Genomic DNA, 19,253 nt, shown 5'->3' on the forward strand with positions numbered 1-19,253 from the left:
AGTCATAAGTGGCCTCAGAGGTTCTGGAATAGCTTTTGTTTTTGTAATTGTCGTGCGCATTCCGATACCAACTCCGGGTAACTGGATGCTATTGCCTTTAGAATTGCTTCAGAGAGCTCATTCGCTTCATCAGAGCGGCCCACCAGCCTCAGCTCGGCTACTGTACCGGGGTCGCAGTTTGTCAGGTTGGCGCGGGCGTAATTGACTTTCAGCCGCGCCAGAAATTCCACCCCGGGCTTGCGCTTCACCGCGTGGACAGAAAGTGTTTTTCGGCAAAATCGACCAGCTGTACGGCGTTCGTGATGCTCCAGAGCTTTTGCTTCCAGCTCCTGCCCGGCGATAACGGTCACATAGAGGCTACTAATCAACGCCGATACATTCATGCAGCAATCCCCCGCTTATTAGCCAGCGCAACGGTATCCAGAAGTACGAAGTCATCAAGCAGGTTCAGTCCTGCGGGCGTCTTCTGATCACGCCATAGCGCATCCAGTACATCGGTGTCTGGCATTCCCGTTGGGATTAGGCTTAGAAGTTCGGATAACGTATCTACCTGTAGCATGTGGCAGATAGAAGCCAGCATTATTCCCTCTGACGCTTTATCCATAAGACCACCGATCAGAATCTGAATTTCCGGGGTCATAACAAAATGCTCATAATTGGATTTATTGAATCGGCACTGAATGAGTTTATAACCCTTGAACTCAGTAATTAACTCCTGAAGGAATACATGCAGCATATCTGGTTTTGTTTTTCTAATAGCCGCTACCTGCATTGCAATTTTTAAAATGCCATCATCAACTCTTTCGTGCGGGCATCCTGCGGAGGAATAAATACTTTTTGCCTTTTCGAGCCAATTTTGCAGCTCGATATAATTAGTCTGAATATTCAACGCGACCCCCATTGCTATCCAAAAAAGTCTATAACCCTGATATTTTAATGCGCTCCTGTCTATCATCGAAAAATTTAAGGCAGCAAAATGCGGCCATTTATATGTGCAAAAATATGAGCCGGTTTATCCGGCCCATCAGAATGAAAAGGAATTTTATGCAGGTCTGTTAAAGACCTGCTGGGAGGTTAGTACACCGGGTGCAGCTGAGTCTCTTCAGTTTCACCATTCTGCTGGTTAGCGCCATCGGTATCGGCATCAGTCGCATCGTCAGCACCGCCGTTGTTTTCAGCACTATCACCGTCGTTGTCACCATTAGCTTCAGCATCTTCTGCCTGTTTTGCTGATTCCAGTTCAGCCAGGGTAGCCATCAGAGTACGGGCCATTTCAGGAGTCAGGCGTAAGACGACTTCTTCCGGCACGGTTTCCGTAATTTCGATCTGATTTTCATGCTCACCTTCCGGCTGCGGCGGGATCTGGTCGCGCAGCTGGCTCAGGGTTGGCAACAGGCTGTCGAAGGTTTTACGGATAACTTTCGGTTTCAGGCCAGTCTTTTTCTTGGAACTCACGAATTTGGCAGTGACGCGGGTTTTCCCAGCTCCTTCTGCCTTTTTCAGGGATTCCATCAGGACTTCATACGGGTCGCGGTCAGTACCCTGACATTCGTTAATAACGTCAACGGCAACGTCACCAGATACCTTATCTTCTTTCACCAGCATCTTGATGCTGAAGTCAGCGTTTGCCAGCACGATACTGCGGCGAACGGTGACCAGAGAGACACCCAGACGCTGAGCAATCGACTCAATGGTGTGACCCCAGCCAATCAGGCGCTTGAAGCCTTCAGCGCGTTCCACCATCTTCAACTGAAGGGAGTTGGCGCTCTCGATCATGTTGTAGACTTCTTCGTCCTTGCCGCCTTCAAATTCCTCGACGGTGATTTTCTGGAAGCTCGCGCCCTCAGCAATCGCCATCATCAGGCCAGCAAAACGGTGGTGGCCATCAATGATTTTCAGGCGGGTTACGCCTTCCACTACTACTGGTTTAACGCGGATGACAGGCACTGACTGAGGACGTTCCAGATAAGCGTGTTTGAACATTACCGCACGGTCATAATTTACGTCGCGGAGGTTCAGTCCCTCTTCCACAAACAACCAGTACGGGCTCACCGCAAAGACGTTGTTACGCCCGATATCGGCTTCTTCGAACTGTTCCGTATTGCCGCTTTTACGCGCTTTGGTTACGAAATCGCTCAGTGCTCGGAGTGATGATGGCGCTTTGTCTAAGCTGCGCATCAGTACCGCAGCGCCTTCCAGATTTTCCAGGGTACGGCTTTGTTCGAAGATAGCTTTAACGTCGGTGTTCATGGTGTTTCTCCGCTTTAGTTATTGTGTCGCGAGGTTCGTTGCTTGCTGTAAATCCAGTTAAACACACACCAAACAGGTGACGAAGCGTATTTGGGGACAAAATGTCTCTTTTTTTTCGGGTACATAAAAAAGCCCTGTAATCCAGTGATTACAAGGCCTTAGCTCGTAATGATGACATCAAGATGGCGACGTTTTTCGATTTTGACCGCATTTTTCATCAAAATTGTCATCACTTCATTTAGTTTTGAACTCTCCCCTTCCTCATATGAACCCCAAGGTAGGAATGGAGTAGGACTATTGATATTGAATGCAACGCCCGTAGGGCATCGCCATGCAGTTGGCTTCTTTGAGTCAGGTTCCCATTTCACCAGGAGTATTGGCGCGTTACAGTCGATGTCATCGATGGCTGGTATAGCCTCATATAAAAACACTCCCGCATCATCCCCACTGAAGAAAGCTAGATGCTTATACGCGCTGGCAAAAGAGACTACGCCCGCGAAAAGGCCCACAACGATGAGGTTAAGGTTCGATGTTTTGTGACGGATACGTTTTTGCTTCAGGCGAACCATTGTCAGGGCTGACAAGAAGATAGCCACCAGCCCCCCGGCTCCTGCGAACCAAACGGAATTGATTTGCAGGAAGGAAATCAAATCACGATGCTCTCTCTGGTTTTCTTCAAGCATCAACGACACAAAAGTTGTTGTTACTGGCATTGATATCAGGAATATCGTGATCATCACTATTGCAAAAGTCTGTATGGAATAGCGGTCTCTATTTTCCTCTATAACAGAATTAAAGGATAACAGATAAACAAATGTAAATAATAAAATGGAAAGAAGGTACATTGGTTATGCCTTTTTTTGGGTTATCGCTGAATTCTTTTATTTAATTCTGTTCTGAAAAATGCATACAAGAACTGCCACCCATCACCATGAGCCGTTCTGAAATCTTTTTCAGGGAGTACCGGAAAACCAAATTTAAAATTATCTTTTCCAGTGTGGCGCTGGCAAAAGTGCGCAAGCTCATGTGCCACTACGCCTTTGATATGATCCAGTTGATTGATTGAATAAAATGCTCCGATGTCCTTACGCTGCTCTATATGTGCGTACTCATGGTAGCGATAGCGCGGTGTATCACTGTCAGGATAAATGGACGATGGTGAAATAGTGATTGAGCTCCTGCCGCCCCATGAATGTTTGGCACTCCAGTTGACCCGAACTTCAGGCGCAGGGCCGGTGAAACCATATGCCTGTCTATAGAGGTGCAGAAGATACCCTGAATACAGAAAAACAACTTTCTCCGCCGTCATAACGCGAGAAACGCCATAGCGAGCAACTGCCCTATCTCTGGCTGTCAGAACGGGGGTTTTTACCCGTGGGGAGAATAATTTTGTTGGGCTGAATAGCCAGACTTCTGAATCGTCATCAGGCATATCCAGTATCACCTGAATTTCTTCAGGCGACCCAACTCGTTGATGCCACCTTTCAAGATTATCGTCCACTTCATTCAGGCTGATTAAATCATCGGCATTCTCGTAGAATAACCAGATCAGCGTTCCTCGTGGGAGTGCTTTCTCAGCTGTAATATGTGAGAGGATAATTTGACGTGGTGTCATCTTATTCGCCACAGTTCCCGGATGCTTCTATCAGTTTTATTTTTGTTGCTTCTGCCGCCTGCATTTTTTGTTTCATCTTCTCAATGCTAGCGGTCACACGGCGGGCGCACCATTGATACGCTGCCTGACGTGATTCGAAAAACTCATAATCCGCGTGCAGGTAAACTGATGTGCCGTAGGAGACGGACATACGGTAACCCTTCGGCGTTTCATTGATGACTTCCCGTTCTTCTACACAGTTTTCAAACTCAGGGACATAATCCACGAATCGACGACGCAGAATGCAAAACAGCACCTTTATTTGGTTTTCATCAGTCATTTGTTATCCTCGTTATTCTTCTTATTTATCATCAACCTTTCTTAATTGTCGATGCTGAATACGGCGGAGCGGATTTCACGCTTGGCCTGCTGACGGGCGCGGTGTTTGCTTACACGAAGAGATCTATCGTATGCATTGTTTTTACGATAGCCACGCGAGCGGCACAGTGAACAAGTGCAGCCTTCTACTGAATAGAAAATCCCAAACGGTTTCATAAGTATCACCTTTAAGCTTGATAATAATGTTTATCATAGCTGGAGTTATTCAGGTGACGAATAGTTAAGGGGCGCGTTTTGCTTGGGTTTTTACACTATCGTTTATTGAGTCGATGAGGTCGGAAATAGAAAGGAGTTTTCTGCCAAAGAATAGTTTTCGTCTGGCTTCTATTTCGTAGCGGAAGGGTTCAATAATTTCATCTTCATGCATGATTACGAAACGATAGCCGTTATTAAGGAGTTTATGCAGCTTGTTTGTTTTTTTTCTTATGGGACTTAGCTTAAACATTGTTATCAACTTCTCATCATGATCACCTGAATTGTTATAACACAGTTATTTCCGACACGCTGCTGCTTTTGCTGAAGAACTCGGATTGCTTTGGGCTGGGCCAGCAGGTTGTATGCCGGGCGAACCCGGCATCGTTATCACAGGGCTTTTTCTTTTCTCTTTCGTTCTATCCCACGAAACATCGCGCATTTCCGCACAATATCCAGTGTCGGGATGCTACCACTCCCCTGCTCTTTCACGCTCATTCGCAACGTGAGCCGTAGCAACATCTTGATGTCACGTGGTGGAAGTTCTGGGTAAGTGTTTACAAGTGATCTGACCAGTTCATCAGGAATGTTCACGCCAAAGTTCTCACCCATAATCTTCCAGATCTTTTGGGCATCTGATTTCTCCGGCACATCATAGTGAATGATTGCAGCGCATCTTGGTATGATAGCCTCATCGATGTCACTACCCCGGTTGCTTGTCATGAACATCAACCCATCGAAATACTCCAGTGTACGGAGGAACTCCGCAACGATGGCATTTTGAGTCAGTGATGCTCCACGCTGCATGACAAACACATCGGCTTCGTCCAGAAGCAGGACACAGTTCCAGCGTTTAGCCCGGGTCAGAATCGTCCGCAGATTTTTCTCAATGTCATCGGCGTTGGTTCCCAGTGCGCCAGCATGAATTGAGTACAGGGGCCGTTCAATGACCTCTGCATACACTTCAGCAGTTAATGTCTTCCCAAGTCCGGGTGAGCCCACGCACATGATGATGTTACCCGCGCTTTTCCCTTCAACAATATCGCTGGTGAAAGCGCTGATATCCGTGGTCAGTATATCGAGTAAATCACGGTGGTCTTCCGGCAAAACCATCTTTTTTGGCAGTTCTTTATCATACTTGTATGGTTCTACGTTATTGGCATGTATCCAGATAAAGTCTTGCAGCGAGAGATCAAAATAACGCTGCACAGGAATTTCGGGTAAAAGGCCAAACTGGTCATCTTCAAAAAGAGGCGACTCCACTTCTGCACCGTAGGCATCGCACTCACTATCAGGCAAATCGTGTATCAGTTTATGCCCTGCTATTTCCAGATTCCGGTCGCTGTAGCTATACGATTCCATTCTGACAGCCCTGCCGGTTGCTTTAAACTGATTGCCAAATTGCCCGTCGACCACTTCCTTAAACCGCGTTAGTTGTTCCAGGTACTCTTGTTTCAGCTCATGCGTTTCATGGTAGATATCACGGTCGGCCAGTGTCTTAGCGACACTGCGCCGCGCCACCTCATTAGGCTCGAAATTCAGGGCGGTAAGCTGGGTTCCGTAAACCTTTTTGGAGTGCGAATATTCGCCGAACCCATACCAGCTGATTTGTAACAATAGTGATGGGGGACGGTCAGAGTTTTTTTCTGATTTTACTTCTTTTATTGCTGTAACAAGACCGGGGTACAGGTTGCCGTCATGACCGCGTCGGTATATCCAGCCATCAATTCGATTTGACTTCAGATACTGTAGTAACACACGACCGAATGCCGGAAAACTGCTCACAGGCTTATCGAAATCACCTTCCAGTGCAGTGATGATCGATTCAAGAGCTCGTCGATTTTTTGACTCTCCATCACCACGACATGCCTGTAAAAGTTCATTCAGATCATCCCGAGATAAACATAGCGGATCGACGGCAATCTCATCGTCAGAACTACGGTGGCTATAACGATTACGTAAAGCCTCAAATGTTGGGCTTGTGGTAGCTTTTAGTGTTTCTGTTTTTATCGTGAGTGCCATAGCCGTCCTCGTCAGTAATTTACTTTGATATGCCTTAAGTTCACATGGAAGGGGCAACTTCGAACGCATTAGGAACTCTGATCCGCGAGCCTATTTCCAGTTTAATGGTTGCCTTTACGTATTCACCCTCCTTCAGATAGGTGATGTCTTGGTTATGAAATGTTGACTTTTCATGTGTAGCCCACCATTCCATAGAGCTTGGGATTTTTAACGTTAGCCCAAGATGTTCAGTGAGATAGCATACTCCCATGTTTGAGTAGGTCTTAACGGGGTTCGGGTAGAATTGAAAGTTACCCTCTACGAGACAATCAGTACGAGGATCGATGAACGAAAGGAAAACGCTAAAAGTACCCTGACGTTTTAGCTCGGCGTAAGCCTCAAGAATCGTGAAACGCTTTAATGCGTCATTTGAAAACAGGGTTACAATTTTTTCCGAAAGCATAGCCACCTCATGAGCTGTTTTTTTCCTATTATCAACCGGTGTCTCCTCCTGACGAATAGGTTTGCGGCCAAAAAAAAACTGCACCAGGAGGTGCAGTTTCGATAATCAAGCAATGGCGAATTGTTATTTTTCGCTACTCAGTTTATCCGTAATAAATGCTTCAATTTCTGCCATGAGCTCGGTACTCATTCGGTTAAATTCAAAGCGAACTTTACGGCCCGATGCATTTTTGCTGATACGGGCGTATTTGTCCTTATTAGCAAAATTAGCCAGATCACGGGTTTCCCAACTTTTTGCAGGTGGCTTTTGATCGAGTAATTCAACCGCCTTTGTGATCTGCGCCATGACAATTTTCTGCGCTTCCGGGATGTCACTGATGTCCAGATTAGCAATTTCTTCTTTCACCCTATCAACTACATCTGCAAGAATGAAAAGGTTGCTCTCTACGTATTTCTGAAGTTTGGACAACCGGCTGTAGAAGGAGTTTGGTATACCTTCATAATCCGGGAACAGAGCTATCAACGAACCGTCAATACGCGCCGCCTGAATACGTTTAAAGACTGACACATGGCTTATGCCAAGAAAGAGGGCAAGCTCTTCATTTTTGGTGAATCCTTTTTCCTGCATTAGTTCCAGATACTGAAGCCCAACCTCTCGGTATGAGAATCGGCGTGATGTTTGTGCAGCGGTAATAATCGCCTTGATGTCCTCAGCTGATAGATCATCTGGTAGCACCCATAAAGGCAGATCTTTTTGAGCCGCAATACAGCAAAAACGTCTGCGGCTACCTTCAATAAGCAGGTACACGCCATCACGTTTAACGGCAACACCTTCAGTATCAACACCCCTTGACTCAATTTGTTGCAGGATATCTCGTACTGCGTTTGTGGTAAGCGCTTCCTGATTTCGCGGGTTCATTGGGTGAACGGCGGTCTCAGTAGCGACATTTTCAGCTGCTACAGTGACGTGCTCAGCTTCAAGTTTTCGCCCGTTATGAAGGGTAAAGAGTTTCTTAATGCGAGGGGGACTCTTAAGGTTAGCTAACCCGGAACGGTGGCCTACATCGGTTCGCTTTGGCGTATTTAGATAACGCGATTTATCGTTTCCGATATGCTGTTCATCACTCATGCGTTAACTCCTTCCTTCGCTGAAAAACTCTTTATCTCATTAATAAACTGTTGATATACGGACATTACGGATTCTTCGGCAATATCCAGCTGCTTTGGTGAACATAACTCTTCAGATTTCTTAATATCGAGAACCGACCTACCCCGTGACGCAGCTGCTTTGAATGCTTCAGAGTTTTTGATATTGGTTGCCATAAACAGGTCTTGAACGGTTCGAATTAACTTATCGAGGACTATTTTTTCGTATGGGCTTTTATCATCGACGTTAACGGCCAGTACTTTAAACCATTTAATATTTTCACCTTTATTGGGAGACTGACGGAATCGCTCACTGATCGTCAGCATAAAATCAGTTGTGGATGCATAGTCGTATTCTCGCGGAGAAACTGCGACAAGAATACCGTCAGCGGCCTCATCAGCGGCCCAGATAATTGGCGAGTCTTCTGGAGGGGTATCGAAGATAATAAGGTCATACTTAGCTTTCAGGACTGGCATTATCACTTCTTTGAATCGTAGCAACAACTGAGTGCGCTCTTCTTTACTGCACTGCCAGTATTTATCTTTGAATCTCGCATCGGTTGGGAACGCAGTAATTACATCAAGATTTGGCAGATGGGTTGAGAACGGCATATTCTCAATGATTTCAGCCTCAGAGTAACCCATGTCGAGGTATTTTTTATATTCAGAACCTTCTTCATACACGCCCAGGATTGCGTCGATTGCAGTCAGGAATACGTCGTCTTCAGATACGCTTTGAATCATACCGCTACCAATAGAGCCTTGCGGATCCCATTCAATTACTAAAACTCTGGCATTCAACTGGAGATCAAGTGCTGCTGCTACAGCCAGAGCCACTGAGGTCGTGCTTTTTCCTGTCCCACCTTTATGATTCTGAACAATGATTGTTCGGCTCTGGTAGTAATCTCTATAGCGCGGATAACCCAGGGCATCCATAATATTCTGGACATCCCAGCGGGTATAAAGGTGGTTTTTGTTCTGATAAATAGGTTGACCCACCAGCCTTTTTTCTTCGAGATCAGCGAGAATTTTATTGAAGGTAACTCGAGATTTTCCAAAGAAGTCGGAGAGATTTTTTTTATTCAGGCAGTGGTTATAGATAAGGCGATCTACCCCCTCCACACTGTCATCTGATACAGATACCCGGGAAGAAGCCAGTAACGATTCTTTCAATGAAATTTGTTCGGACTTCATGCGTTGCCCGACAAGGGCAATTTTATCTATTAGATTCATTCTCGTCATACCCTCAAACCTGAATTATGAATTTAAACGCATATGCGTATACTTTACGTATAATGCGTAAAATGACGCTCTATGCGTATAATTGTAACGGCAATCAGATTGAGACGCTAACATTCTATTTTGTTTTTTCTTCATTTTGCGATCTCGAAATGCAGTTCAATGACACATCATCTTTCTCTTCTGGCGATTAAGGGGGTTAAGTAATCCACGGGGCGGGCAGAACCCGGAGAGACTGACTGGCGATTAAGGGGGTTAAGTAACCCACGGGTCGGGCAGAACCCGGAGATGCTGGCTGGCGATTAAGGGGGTTAAGTGACCCACGGTACGGGCAGAAACCGGAGAGGCTGGCTGGCGATTAAGGGGGTTAAGTGACCCACTGTACGGGCAGAAACCGGAGAGGCTGGCTGGCGATTAAGGGGGTTAAGTGACCCACGGTACGGGCAGAACCCGGAGAGGCTGACTGGCGATTAAGGGTGTTAAGTAATCCACGGGTCGGGCAGAACCCGGAGATGCTGGCTGGCGATTAAGGGGGTTAAGTGACTTAGCGCTGGAGGATACGCCCTGCAACTATTGGTAAATGAATGACAAGGTTTCCCGTAAGACCCATCAAATAAAAAAGCCTCTGAAGTAGAGGCTCTTGGGTATTCGATATAGTTAGGCTAATTCGTCCGGGTCGTTGATGGCACTAACGAAGAACTCCGTGCGGTAATCATTCCCCCATCCCAACCAGACAGAAGGTGAACCCTCCTTTGCCAACGAACGGTCACCCGTCATGCTGTCCGCTTGGACAGGAACTGTCACGCATTCTTTAATAGTATCGGCCTCGGCAACCAGTCCAGTACTCTGGGTTTCAAATCCGGCAATTACGACAACAGCATCAGGGTCGTGTAGCTGAAGCTGGGCGATAAGCTCTTTAACTTTCATAGTGATCCTCTGCGCTAGAATTATCCAATTCTACCACGCTTGATGGTCAGGCGTATAAGTGCTTACTGTACAGCTCGAAAGCTTCATCATGTTCCAAATCGTCCAGGATAACGATATCAGGGCCATGTTCTTTTTTGATTTGTGCGATGTATGAAGCGTATTGAGCCTGGCTTTTGTAGCCCACTGTCCAAAGTCTACCTTCGCGTAAGACGCAGATTTTCTTGCGGTAAACCTTCTTGAAACTTGATTTAGTTTTCCGGTTACGCTCCTCGTCACTGACAAGCTGGTCGATTACTTCAATCAGGTTTGAGTCTATGAGAAATGGCTTGCCATTGTGTTCGCCAAGGCAGATTGGCAGAAGACCCTTCGCATATGATTCGGCCTGGCGGAACAGCTCTTTTTTTCCTGGTTCGAACAGTACGCGAGTTTCGCCACCATGCCCATCATTATCAGCTGTACCTATGCTCAGCCCGTCGAAGAGGACAGTAGCGTTAAAGCAGACTGTTTCCTGGCTCATGCCAGTATAGATTTTGAGGCCTTTCAATTTGATTCTTGTCTGAGTGTTCATTGTGTGTTCCCCGCTTTCTAATTGTGATTCTATTTTCAATCACCTTGAGCAGGTGACGAAGTGATACGGAGAAATAATTGTTGGGTCGCCTGATAGCCGGGCTGGTGGCAGCCGCAACCCTTAGTCAGTACTTCGGGATCGTAGTTCCGAAAAGCCACAACAGTCTCCACAGCGTTTTGGGGGTGTTAACCCCCATACGCTTTGAGACTTTGCCCTAGCGGGCCGCGAATTCGCCTAATCGCCCCGTGAGGGCTCTATTCGAATTTACATGCCGTGCCTGCTTCGCTTGAGAGCGAAGCTTTTGGACGGCGATTGCCCGCGTGGCGGGCAGACATTTTTACGTGCGCATTGCGCACGATTTTCTTCGGTTACATTACAGGGCTGGCTGGGGATTGGCTTATTGCAATATTCTACAACGAAGCTGGGAACGGCTGGCTGGAACGCGAAGATTTAAATCATACTCTATATCGACTGATATCAACGACGGTATCAGCGGGGTCTGTTGCCAGCTTACAGGTCACTTGACCTTCCTGATCCAGCATCAGTGTCGCGGTTAACGGTTCATTTTGAGCATCGATTACAGTGACATTCACGCGTAACCGTGTTGGAAGCATCATCAGAATTCGCGTAGGGCTCTCTGATAATGACACGTTTCTGGCTTGCAGAACCGCTAAAACACTCTTCATTAACTCTGCTTGGTCGATCATATAGTCACATGCCACTGGATGTATTGGGATGAAATCGTGCCTACCGCAGGGCTACACGAAAGATATAAATCAGTATGACATGCGGGCCGGACTCAAACCATCAATTACTGGAACCAGTCCGAAGATAGCGCTCTGGTTTTTATGCTGTTGAATTTACATAGTTGTTATTTAGTGAATTATTCGTACCTTATCATTCACTGATATCACTTAAATTCAAAGTGAACAGGAGAGGATTGGATTAAAAGTCCATAAAATGTGAATTAAAAGTGCGCTAGGAAATGCGATAAACTGATTGATTTGTTTTGATATGGTTTTTATGTGAATTATCGGTGAGTTACTTGTGTGCTACTTATCTCCATGCTGCTATGCCTTTCCAATAAATAGATTGGATAGGGCAGGGAGATGGAAGAGGGGAGAGGGCTTACTCCGCAGGTGATTTCACTTTAAATTCAAGCCATCTTGCCCCGAGCCTGTTTTTATCCAGATTGTAGAACAACGGTTTTATACAGACCCCTTCATACTCAGGGAACTCTATACCGCTGGCGAAGTGAATCTGTAGTGTATCAGGATCAATACCCATCATGTTTGTGTCAAACAGCCTGTGGAATGTTGGTGATAGCAAAATGCCGTTACTGGCGTTATAGCAGCCTGCTACGGATGTTGGTTCAATATGTGCTGCCTCCAGCACACCGTTGAGGTGTTTGCCCGATACCGCGCACAGGCTTCCGAAATTCTTATCCACCAACTCACGGAACTGAGACTGGACATGCACATCGCGAACGCTAACCTCTCGGCGGAAGCTCGGGGAGCGCATACGGATATCTGCATGGGGGAGGTGACCGCGTGGTAATGGCAATACAGCCGGTTGCTCATCCATTACTGGATTCTGCTCCTCGCAGTAGGTGTCCACGGACTCAATCAAACGGGATGTGTCATTACCAAATCGGCGAGTGAACCAGAGCCTGAAGTGAGCCAACCGTGATGCCGGAATTTTGTTACGTGCGTACTCCTGAGCATTCTCCTTTTCGATTTCAGTATTTAGTAAAGCCAGACGGGCCTGAGAAGCACGAATTTCTTCCTGGACTCTGAGATATCCTGCCAGTAGACAAACTTTGGATTCCTGATGTTCAGGCCGTCGCGGATAACCAGATCCTGTTTCAACCACGCCAAAGGCTTTGTACCGGAACATTCGGGGAAAAAGCGTTAATGCCACCCGGTTGTTACGACGAACGAGGGAACGAATCAGATTGGTTATCTTCCTCATGTTCTGAATAGTGCGGGGAGAAAAGAACGCGGCGTATTACCTCTGCTCTATCTATTCCCGACATTATCCCTCTGCGAATGACACCACGGAGGTGAGCATTATGTCTTGCCCCGCTTACTAGGCCGAACTCACGGGACAAACTGACATACTCTTTCAGGAGGTGATGCTTAGGGTCGGTAAACGCCTCTGGAGGAATCACCTGATATGCAACTGACGAAAGTATACGGAAAGTCAGTTCAGATGCTGTCCAGCCCTCACGCCGAAGCCGAATAATTGTTATAACGAGATCATCGATACCAGGCATATCCGGTTCGATATATAGGGACATCAGAGTGTCGTTCATTCCGGGAGGAAGGCTAGCAGAGTGTGACGGGTTGCTCATAGGGTAAGGTACTGATCGGACGTAGAAGAAGCGCTTATGTTACGGAATTCGCTCTGGTGGGTTTTAGCTCCAGTGGCGAACGCTGGAACTACGGGTAAAAAAATCCCCGGTTTACCGGGGAAGTTAACAACTACCTCCAGAAGGGTTGGAGGCAAAGCCGGTTGGGCGACCGGCCACAGGGAATGCTACGGCTTAATGCCGAGTACTACACCGCCATAGACCAGGTACATCACGATGGCGAACAGCATGAAGAAATGGGTTACCGGGTGCGCCAGCGCGGCTGCTGCCGCATTGCTTGCGCTGAGCTTCAGTGAGCCAAAAGAGTGATTACGAACAGCTTGTGCTTTCATGGGTCGCTCCTGATAACGGGTTACATGTTGTGGCTTCTGTATCCAGTATCTGGTGAGTGACTCAGGTGACGAAGAAAACCAGGGCATAAAAAGCCCTGTATTTTCAGAAAGATAATATCGGTTTCGTTTTGTGTTGTGCTTGCTATTCCGGGCATAAAAAAACCGCCTGGTGAACCAGACGGCTTTGGGATAAACAGGCTTTACACAGACAGGTCAGTGGATCATTTAAGTCACTTAACCCCCTTAATCGCCAGTGTATTGCCACCAGCAGTACGTGGTCTAACGCTTAAATATCGTAGCGACCTTCTTTGATTTGCTGGAGCTGTTCAGCCAGCACCTTCGCCAGTGGTTCGGCTTCTTCTTCATCATCAAGATTGTCGATGAGCGTCAGATTCGACTCACCCGCACGGCGGGCATAAACCCCATACGCTCGCTGGCCGGAGATATCGGTGACCGAAGTCTGAGAGTGATCGCAGATGATATTGCCGTGACGGTCTACCGGCCCGAAGCTGATGGCTTCATAATCCGCATCGTGGCCCAATGGTAAATCGCGCAAAACAAACAGGCGTAATGGGAGAACGTCGTACTCAGCACCACATTTTGCTGCCACATCCAGATCGTTAATTTCACGGAGAAAATCTTTCGCTACCACCGAGTCAGAATGCATCCGGTAAATGGTCGATGCGGCCCAGATTGCACCAGCATAAAATTGTGATTCTTCTTTTGTCATTTAGCACCTGCTCTTATTGTCATGGGTATGCCGGTCGAACGGTATCCCCGTGCAGACCGTCAGTAAACGGTTATTTCCTTTGCGCAGCAGTCGCATTGGTATTCGTTGATACCACCAGTTGCGACCCAGTTTATTGCGCCGCAGCGGCAACTCAACAGCTGGCGCATACCAGGAGCAAGTGCCCGCTCTGAAAACGACTCAACCGGGACTTCGCCCGGGTAGTAGTAACCTTTTATCAGCTTGCTGCGTGAATGCCCGTCAGTGTCGGTGTAATGCAGATACACCTTCCGGGTATAAATCATACCCGAGTCAGTGCCGAACTGCGTTTTCAGAAGCATACATATCCTCCAGACGCTGAATACATTGTTGTGCGGCCTTATCAAGTAGTTCAGCCGTGGGTTCATCATAGATGCCACGTACCAGCAGACCAAATATTTCCGGGTCTACAGACAAATCGTACATGCATACGCGAACGCCAAGCGCTGTACGTAGCGCATAGACATGGCGGTTAGGCTTTCCGCCGATACCGGTGACTGACGCGACATTTTCAAAATTACCAGGGTTAACCAGGTTAATCACGGGGCACGATATACACTCAGGGATCCGCTTCAGAGCCACAGCATCCAGATACAGGCTGTGGCCCACTTTCAGGTTTTTTGGCAACGCTTGCAACGGCATGGCTTCGAGGGCCAGATTTTCTTCAAGATGCAGGTTATCCGGCAAAGTGGTAATACGGGTGTTTGACAGCATCATACTGCCAGCTACTTTCAGCGTATCCGGCAGATAGGCGATATCAGTACACATGATGTCCAGAACGCGGCCCACCGTCAGATTTTCCGGCAGATACTTAAGACGTGAAGAATTCGCCATGAGCGTACCGGTAATGGTCAGGTTGTCAGGGAGAGATTCCAGCTCAGAGTAGCTGATAAACAGATTGCGGGCCACCAGCCCGGCAGGGATGCTATGAATGCCCGACAGAATGGTCAGGGTGTTCGTCACGGTCAGATTCGCGGGAATATAGTCGCAGGGAATTGCCGGATCTTCTGGCTCAAGCGTAAACCCGACACGAAGATCGCCTTCAACGATGATTCGTCCGTCCTGAAGGGTAAAGGCCACACCATTCGCTGCCAGTTTATCAATGAAGTCTGTCATATCGGTTTCCTTTTAATGGCCCGACGAGCCGGGCCGGAGGTTCAGAGTTTGCTGACAAAGTTCTGCTGCGTGAACAGGTACATATCGTCCTGCTCATTGAACATGCACAGATTTTCGAGGATGCGCTTTTCAATCCAGACGACCGGCTTTTCACGCATATCCTTCGCGAGCGAAAAGGTGTTTCGCAGCCGGGTAATGCGGTGCTGATCATTGATTGCCTGGTGAATTGCGGCCTTTGACGCTGCCGCCTGCTTTTTTACGTTGTTGCGGGCACACCATAATTCGCCACTAGCGGCTGATGCCCGCGCTGCTGGCTGACGTGAGGAGTCCAGTTGGTCATAACGTAAGAGATTCGGCATGATGCCCCCTGTCATAGTTTTGTCGTTATTGACCTATTATCTGGCAGGTGGGGCTGGTGACGAAGGGCGCTGAGGTTGTCTGATGGTTAAAAGATTGCCGTTAGTGTTCCATATGGTATAATTGAATTACCAAATGGGAGGGCTAGTTATGACGATGAAAGTTTTTTCTCCAGACGTTACCAAAACGAATCAGCACTGCTTATGGCAGGTTGCTGGGCTGGATAATGACGGTATCGCGCTGATGGATAAAATCAATCACGGTCTCGATGGCACAGTAGCTAAGCACATTTCTGAATGGGCTAACATCACGCCGTCTGAGCTGCGCAAAATGTCGGGTATACCTAATACGACGTTTAATCGTAGCATCAAAGACCGTTTCACTGCCGATCAGAGCGAACGTCTGGTGCGCATTATCCGCGTAATTGAACGCGCTGTAGAGCTGTTTGAAGGTGACAAAGAAGCGGCGCACAAATGGCTGAACGAAGCGAACCGTGGTCTGAGCTGGAAATCACCGGCAGAGCTTGTTTCTTCTGAGACAGGTGCGCTTGAAGTGATGCGCCTGATTACGCGTATTGAGCACGGGGTATACTCGTGATCCTTTACCGACTGACCAAGACCCGTTATCTGATGACTGCGTGGTCTGGTCTGGGTGCGAAAGAAACGGGGGGCCGCTGGAACAGCGTAGGCACTGCAATGGTCTACCTGTCTGAAACGGCCAGCCTTACCATGCTTGAAACGCTGGTACACATTCACGCGCCGCAGTTACTGGACGACTTTACACTGCTGAGTCTTGATGTACCGGATGATCAGATCCAGACCTTCGACATGAGCCGTCTCCCTGATAACTGGGCGAGTGAGGATGCTCCTGCTGAGCTGGCGCTCTACGGTGATAACTGGGCTGAAAGCGGTTCTTCTATCGCGCTGCGTATTCCAAGTGCGTTGTCTCCGGTTGAATTTAACTACTTGCTGAATCCGGCACACCCTGAACTCTTTGACCTGATGGCTACGGTTAAGAAAATTCCGTTCCGGTTTGATTCCCGCCTGAAATAACACACAGGCAACTCCCCGGCATTGACGAACTGAGGTGTCTCTGATGATTCAGAAAGCGAAAGTCGCTAAAGCGTTTATCTCTGTAATTGCCTTGTTCGCCTTTGTCTACTGGGGACTTGATCCCGATTCAATTTGTCAGGCAGTTGGTGACGCATCTCAAACCTGCGGTTACTCCGGCAAGAATGGCGATGCGAGTCTGGTTGGTTCCGTGTTTGCTCTGATGCTGACGGTGTTGGCGGGTGCGATGCTTTGGGCGTGGGTCAGGAAAGGCTAATCAGAACTCTTGCAACTCCCTCCGTGATGCCGGGTGACGCTCCTCACTGAGCGCCACCAGTCAGTCATTACAAACGGGTTGATGATTCAATCGCGGGCGGAAGGCTACTATTCAGCGCGTCGAACCCGCCAAATGCCCGGCCCTCTTTTGTCAGCACCAGATGCATCGGCGTTTCGTTGATATTACGGGCGATGTAATCGTTGATGAATGCCCGCGCCTGATCGGCATTTTTAACCTCTGCTGTTTCCGGCATGGAGTTATGGGAACGATTAAAGACGACAGAGACATAATTCCCTTCAATTCTTACCGGGCGAGTCGATACGGTGAGTTTCATGGTCATTTTCCTGTAGTGAGTGTTGTGTGTATTGGTGTTCTGCCACTATCTACTGCAACGTTGCGGCCACAGGGCGAAGAATTGCTATCGCCTTTGATAACGCCTGCCGCTCACCACCATCAAGGATTCTGACTGCTTCTACGCAAGCCGCTTCTGCTGTATCAGCACGTTCTACCAACGTCCTGACGGTATTTTCATATGATCCGCAATCAGGCTCCTGATTGCTGTCTTCGCTCAGCGTGTTCCATGACTCAGTGAGGTTAACTGCAACAGCGACCAATTGGTCAGTGCTGATATCACCTTTTACGCAACGGCAGGCCACTTCAGCGCCCAGACGTTCAGCAATGTCGTAGTACCAGACTCCCGGTTCTTCAGATGCCTGATACGCAGGTTCGCAGGCTTTACAGATCTGCTCTGCGGCATCCAACATCCAGTGAGCACATTCAATTTCGCCACCAGCCAGCGTTTCACAGATCATTGTCTGTACGCTGTCACAGTTGAAGGTGAGGGGGATAGGATTAGCCACTGATAATGCGGTCAGACGGGAGACTTCATGCTGGAAGCCCTGAAACATGAACATGGCGCAGATAGCTGGATTTAACATGGTAGACCCCTGTAGTTATGTGTGTTGTTCGTTTTGTTTACATAACCAGTTAACCACGCTCCCCGCAGGTGACGAAGGCTTTCGGGGCAGAAAATTCACAAAAAAAACCGACCATTAAGGCCGGTTATGATCTGGAGTATATGGGGCTGAAAACCGCGTTATGCCTTCACTTTCGCCATAAACAGCTGCATGGTTTCTTCAGCAAGCGGAGTGCCAACCTGCTCAAGAACATACTCCGCGACATGCGGGGTGAGAATGAAGTCGATAAACTCCGGCAAGGACATGCTGTTCAGGCTCGGTAGCTGTCTGGACAGTGCATTCTGGTAATTTTCCACTTCACCCAGTTTGCGCTCGGGCCAGCCCACCAGCTCAGGGTGCTTTTCCTTAAGTGCGAGGCCGCGCTCCGGGAAACTGTTACTGATGGGGTGTCTGGCGAGGGTGGGGATCAGGAGATTCGCCAGAAAATCCACTTTCTCGTAATCAAGACAGACAGAATTCATATAGGTTTACCTCTTGCCACTGGCTATGATGTTCGCTTGCTATCTGGAAAACTCTACCAAAGCGGCTGGCGATATCTCATTGAAAACGCCAGCAGAATGCGGTCATTTCCAGCAGGAGTTACCCCATCTGATAACTGTCATAAGATGCCCCGCAGGCTTCCACCAGCGCATCCAGATCACCGGTAAACTCTCTGGCCCGCTTCATCAATGCACGGTGTAATTCCGCTGGTGGAATGTCATCGCTACTCTTCGCCGGGTATTCAACACTGAACGCGATGGTAAACGCATGGCTATACCACGGCCCGGCATTCTGGTTTTCAAAGCGGGCCATCAGCTGGCTTTCGGTTGTATCGGTAGCAAATGTATCGAGGTGGACGACATCGACCGGCACGTTGAGTGCCCCGGCAGTGGTTGATGCCAGCTGCCGGGCTTCGTCTCCTCGCTCTGGTGGTGCGCAGTAGAGACATTTCCCGTTCAGTACCACCAGCGTCTGACCGTAGGTCGTACTGACGATACTCACGGTGTTAGCCGGTTGCGGGTGTGTGGTTGCAGTGTGCTGCATGGTGTTCTCCATTAGGTCACTCACATGGCAACCAGCTTACCCGGCACAATTCAGCTGACGAAATCAGGACGGACTGGTGTATATCGTTCGCAAAATAAAGATATTTTTTATCATCAGCACCGGTAGTTACGGGGCAAATTGCAGGTATCCGGTACAATGGTGATATGAAGGGCATTACATGCAGAATCGTGTGGCCCGGCAGACGGA

Annotated in this window: 26 protein-coding genes; 3 read left to right on the forward strand and 23 right to left on the reverse strand. The window is 48.1% G+C overall.

From position 1 onward, the window contains the following. Positions 1-14: 14 nt before the first annotated feature. The 19 genes from OOJ59_RS23010 to OOJ59_RS23100 all read right to left on the reverse strand — a co-directional run bounded on the left by OOJ59_RS23010 (position 15) and on the right by OOJ59_RS23100 (position 15,722). Positions 15-383: a hypothetical protein gene (locus tag OOJ59_RS23010; protein WP_007372320.1), complete on the reverse strand. Its 369-nt coding sequence runs from the start codon at positions 381-383 to the stop codon at positions 15-17. Beyond that, positions 380-889, reverse strand: coding sequence for a hypothetical protein (locus tag OOJ59_RS23015; protein ID WP_223307977.1), 510 nt, complete (start codon positions 887-889; stop codon positions 380-382). Before OOJ59_RS23015 ends, OOJ59_RS23010 begins: the two co-directional genes overlap by 4 nt. A gap of 185 nt (positions 890-1,074) precedes the next feature. Further along, on the reverse strand, positions 1,075-2,250 hold the full coding sequence (locus tag OOJ59_RS23020) for a ParB/RepB/Spo0J family partition protein (RefSeq protein ID WP_007372318.1): 1,176 nt from the start codon (positions 2,248-2,250) through the stop codon (positions 1,075-1,077). 158 nt (positions 2,251-2,408) lie between these two features. Beyond that, complete coding sequence (locus tag OOJ59_RS23025; RefSeq protein ID WP_016241554.1) at positions 2,409-3,095, reverse strand: hypothetical protein; 687 nt, start codon at positions 3,093-3,095, stop codon at positions 2,409-2,411. 20 nt (positions 3,096-3,115) lie between these two features. Further along, positions 3,116-3,865, reverse strand: a complete 750-nt coding sequence (locus OOJ59_RS23030) for a hypothetical protein (RefSeq protein WP_045269635.1) — start codon at positions 3,863-3,865, stop codon at positions 3,116-3,118. Between the two features lies 1 nt (position 3,866). Continuing rightward, positions 3,867-4,184 (reverse strand): hypothetical protein, encoded by a 318-nt coding sequence (locus tag OOJ59_RS23035; protein ID WP_007372316.1) that lies wholly within the window; start codon positions 4,182-4,184, stop codon positions 3,867-3,869. Between the two features lie 41 nt (positions 4,185-4,225). Then, complete coding sequence (locus OOJ59_RS23040) at positions 4,226-4,399, reverse strand: hypothetical protein (RefSeq protein WP_009653096.1); 174 nt, start codon at positions 4,397-4,399, stop codon at positions 4,226-4,228. 426 nt (positions 4,400-4,825) lie between these two features. After that, positions 4,826-6,457: an AAA family ATPase gene (locus OOJ59_RS23045; protein ID WP_224771500.1), complete on the reverse strand. Its 1,632-nt coding sequence runs from the start codon at positions 6,455-6,457 to the stop codon at positions 4,826-4,828. Between the two features lie 40 nt (positions 6,458-6,497). Next, positions 6,498-6,983 carry a hypothetical protein gene (locus OOJ59_RS23050; protein WP_172745723.1) on the reverse strand — a complete coding sequence of 162 codons (486 nt, stop codon included), beginning with the start codon at positions 6,981-6,983 and terminating at the stop codon, positions 6,498-6,500. 39 nt (positions 6,984-7,022) lie between these two features. After that, positions 7,023-8,027 (reverse strand): ParB family protein, encoded by a 1,005-nt coding sequence (locus OOJ59_RS23055; protein WP_007372313.1) that lies wholly within the window; start codon positions 8,025-8,027, stop codon positions 7,023-7,025. Beyond that, a complete protein-coding gene (locus OOJ59_RS23060) occupies positions 8,024-9,277 on the reverse strand; it encodes a ParA family protein (RefSeq protein ID WP_007372312.1) in 1,254 nt (417 codons plus the stop codon). The genes OOJ59_RS23055 and OOJ59_RS23060 overlap by 4 nt, the downstream gene beginning before the upstream one ends. Positions 9,278-9,940: 663 nt before the next feature. Next, positions 9,941-10,210 carry a hypothetical protein gene (locus tag OOJ59_RS23065; protein WP_008786584.1) on the reverse strand — a complete coding sequence of 90 codons (270 nt, stop codon included), beginning with the start codon at positions 10,208-10,210 and terminating at the stop codon, positions 9,941-9,943. 46 nt (positions 10,211-10,256) lie between these two features. Beyond that, positions 10,257-10,778 carry a hypothetical protein gene (locus OOJ59_RS23070; protein WP_007372310.1) on the reverse strand — a complete coding sequence of 174 codons (522 nt, stop codon included), beginning with the start codon at positions 10,776-10,778 and terminating at the stop codon, positions 10,257-10,259. A gap of 1,128 nt (positions 10,779-11,906) precedes the next feature. Next, a complete protein-coding gene (locus OOJ59_RS23075; RefSeq protein WP_007372307.1) occupies positions 11,907-12,749 on the reverse strand; it encodes an HNH endonuclease signature motif containing protein in 843 nt (280 codons plus the stop codon). A gap of 567 nt (positions 12,750-13,316) precedes the next feature. Then, positions 13,317-13,481, reverse strand: coding sequence for a hypothetical protein (locus OOJ59_RS23080; protein WP_007372306.1), 165 nt, complete (start codon positions 13,479-13,481; stop codon positions 13,317-13,319). Between the two features lie 286 nt (positions 13,482-13,767). Next, positions 13,768-14,211, reverse strand: coding sequence for a hypothetical protein (locus OOJ59_RS23085; protein ID WP_007372305.1), 444 nt, complete (start codon positions 14,209-14,211; stop codon positions 13,768-13,770). A gap of 59 nt (positions 14,212-14,270) precedes the next feature. Next, entirely contained in the window at positions 14,271-14,549 is a 279-nt protein-coding gene (locus OOJ59_RS23090; protein WP_007372304.1) for a hypothetical protein, read from the reverse strand. Continuing rightward, positions 14,521-15,363, reverse strand: a complete 843-nt coding sequence (locus OOJ59_RS23095) for a hypothetical protein (RefSeq protein WP_007372303.1) — start codon at positions 15,361-15,363, stop codon at positions 14,521-14,523. Before OOJ59_RS23095 ends, OOJ59_RS23090 begins: the two co-directional genes overlap by 29 nt. A gap of 41 nt (positions 15,364-15,404) precedes the next feature. Beyond that, the gene (locus OOJ59_RS23100; RefSeq protein WP_016241555.1) at positions 15,405-15,722 is read right to left on the reverse strand and encodes a hypothetical protein; all 318 of its coding nucleotides are present in this window, start codon (positions 15,720-15,722) and stop codon (positions 15,405-15,407) included. A gap of 154 nt (positions 15,723-15,876) precedes the next feature. On the opposite strand from OOJ59_RS23100, the gene parS reads away from it, so the two are divergent. Genes parS through OOJ59_RS23115 form a run of 3 tightly spaced genes read left to right on the forward strand, consistent with a single transcriptional unit; the run spans position 15,877 to position 17,046 of the window. Continuing rightward, the gene (gene parS / locus OOJ59_RS23105; protein WP_007372301.1) at positions 15,877-16,317 is read left to right on the forward strand and encodes a type II RES/Xre toxin-antitoxin system antitoxin; all 441 of its coding nucleotides are present in this window, start codon (positions 15,877-15,879) and stop codon (positions 16,315-16,317) included. Continuing rightward, entirely contained in the window at positions 16,314-16,772 is a 459-nt protein-coding gene (locus OOJ59_RS23110) for an RES family NAD+ phosphorylase (protein ID WP_008786589.1), read from the forward strand. The genes parS and OOJ59_RS23110 overlap by 4 nt, the downstream gene beginning before the upstream one ends. 43 nt (positions 16,773-16,815) lie before the next feature. Further along, positions 16,816-17,046, forward strand: a complete 231-nt coding sequence (locus tag OOJ59_RS23115; RefSeq protein ID WP_007372299.1) for a hypothetical protein — start codon at positions 16,816-16,818, stop codon at positions 17,044-17,046. A 67-nt stretch (positions 17,047-17,113) separates the two neighbouring features. On the opposite strand, the gene OOJ59_RS23120 is transcribed toward OOJ59_RS23115, so the two are convergent. The 4 genes from OOJ59_RS23120 to OOJ59_RS23135 all read right to left on the reverse strand — a co-directional run bounded on the left by OOJ59_RS23120 (position 17,114) and on the right by OOJ59_RS23135 (position 19,046). Next, the gene (locus OOJ59_RS23120) at positions 17,114-17,380 is read right to left on the reverse strand and encodes a hypothetical protein (RefSeq protein ID WP_007372298.1); all 267 of its coding nucleotides are present in this window, start codon (positions 17,378-17,380) and stop codon (positions 17,114-17,116) included. A gap of 49 nt (positions 17,381-17,429) precedes the next feature. Next, positions 17,430-17,984, reverse strand: coding sequence for a hypothetical protein (locus OOJ59_RS23125; protein ID WP_007372297.1), 555 nt, complete (start codon positions 17,982-17,984; stop codon positions 17,430-17,432). A gap of 158 nt (positions 17,985-18,142) precedes the next feature. Then, positions 18,143-18,484 (reverse strand): hypothetical protein, encoded by a 342-nt coding sequence (locus OOJ59_RS23130; protein WP_007372296.1) that lies wholly within the window; start codon positions 18,482-18,484, stop codon positions 18,143-18,145. A gap of 118 nt (positions 18,485-18,602) precedes the next feature. Further along, positions 18,603-19,046, reverse strand: a complete 444-nt coding sequence (locus OOJ59_RS23135; RefSeq protein WP_007372295.1) for a hypothetical protein — start codon at positions 19,044-19,046, stop codon at positions 18,603-18,605. Positions 19,047-19,253: the final 207 nt, after the last annotated feature.

The sequence above is a fragment of the Citrobacter sp. W9 genome, from assembly GCF_026719375.1.
GTDB classification, from domain to species: Bacteria; Pseudomonadota; Gammaproteobacteria; order Enterobacterales; family Enterobacteriaceae; genus Citrobacter; species Citrobacter werkmanii.

Coding starts and splice junctions, on each gene's coding strand:
- OOJ59_RS23090 (WP_007372304.1), bottom strand. CDS start 14,549: ATGCTTCTGAAAACGCAGTTCGGCACTGACTCGGGTATGATTTATACC.
- OOJ59_RS23115 (WP_007372299.1), top strand. CDS start 16,816: ATGATTCAGAAAGCGAAAGTCGCTAAAGCGTTTATCTCTGTAATTGCC.
- OOJ59_RS23010 (WP_007372320.1), bottom strand. CDS start 383: ATGAATGTATCGGCGTTGATTAGTAGCCTCTATGTGACCGTTATCGCC.
- OOJ59_RS23075 (WP_007372307.1), bottom strand. CDS start 12,749: ATGAGGAAGATAACCAATCTGATTCGTTCCCTCGTTCGTCGTAACAAC.
- OOJ59_RS23030 (WP_045269635.1), bottom strand. CDS start 3,865: ATGACACCACGTCAAATTATCCTCTCACATATTACAGCTGAGAAAGCA.
- OOJ59_RS23040 (WP_009653096.1), bottom strand. CDS start 4,399: ATGAAACCGTTTGGGATTTTCTATTCAGTAGAAGGCTGCACTTGTTCA.
- OOJ59_RS23065 (WP_008786584.1), bottom strand. CDS start 10,210: ATGAAAGTTAAAGAGCTTATCGCCCAGCTTCAGCTACACGACCCTGAT.
- OOJ59_RS23025 (WP_016241554.1), bottom strand. CDS start 3,095: ATGTACCTTCTTTCCATTTTATTATTTACATTTGTTTATCTGTTATCC.
- OOJ59_RS23095 (WP_007372303.1), bottom strand. CDS start 15,363: ATGACAGACTTCATTGATAAACTGGCAGCGAATGGTGTGGCCTTTACC.
- OOJ59_RS23120 (WP_007372298.1), bottom strand. CDS start 17,380: ATGAAACTCACCGTATCGACTCGCCCGGTAAGAATTGAAGGGAATTAT.
- OOJ59_RS23045 (WP_224771500.1), bottom strand. CDS start 6,457: ATGGCACTCACGATAAAAACAGAAACACTAAAAGCTACCACAAGCCCA.
- OOJ59_RS23125 (WP_007372297.1), bottom strand. CDS start 17,984: ATGTTAAATCCAGCTATCTGCGCCATGTTCATGTTTCAGGGCTTCCAG.
- OOJ59_RS23100 (WP_016241555.1), bottom strand. CDS start 15,722: ATGCCGAATCTCTTACGTTATGACCAACTGGACTCCTCACGTCAGCCA.
- OOJ59_RS23130 (WP_007372296.1), bottom strand. CDS start 18,484: ATGAATTCTGTCTGTCTTGATTACGAGAAAGTGGATTTTCTGGCGAAT.
- OOJ59_RS23035 (WP_007372316.1), bottom strand. CDS start 4,184: ATGACTGATGAAAACCAAATAAAGGTGCTGTTTTGCATTCTGCGTCGT.
- OOJ59_RS23080 (WP_007372306.1), bottom strand. CDS start 13,481: ATGAAAGCACAAGCTGTTCGTAATCACTCTTTTGGCTCACTGAAGCTC.
- OOJ59_RS23060 (WP_007372312.1), bottom strand. CDS start 9,277: ATGAATCTAATAGATAAAATTGCCCTTGTCGGGCAACGCATGAAGTCC.
- OOJ59_RS23135 (WP_007372295.1), bottom strand. CDS start 19,046: ATGCAGCACACTGCAACCACACACCCGCAACCGGCTAACACCGTGAGT.
- OOJ59_RS23085 (WP_007372305.1), bottom strand. CDS start 14,211: ATGACAAAAGAAGAATCACAATTTTATGCTGGTGCAATCTGGGCCGCA.
- OOJ59_RS23070 (WP_007372310.1), bottom strand. CDS start 10,778: ATGAACACTCAGACAAGAATCAAATTGAAAGGCCTCAAAATCTATACT.
- OOJ59_RS23020 (WP_007372318.1), bottom strand. CDS start 2,250: ATGAACACCGACGTTAAAGCTATCTTCGAACAAAGCCGTACCCTGGAA.
- parS (WP_007372301.1), top strand. CDS start 15,877: ATGAAAGTTTTTTCTCCAGACGTTACCAAAACGAATCAGCACTGCTTA.
- OOJ59_RS23055 (WP_007372313.1), bottom strand. CDS start 8,027: ATGAGTGATGAACAGCATATCGGAAACGATAAATCGCGTTATCTAAAT.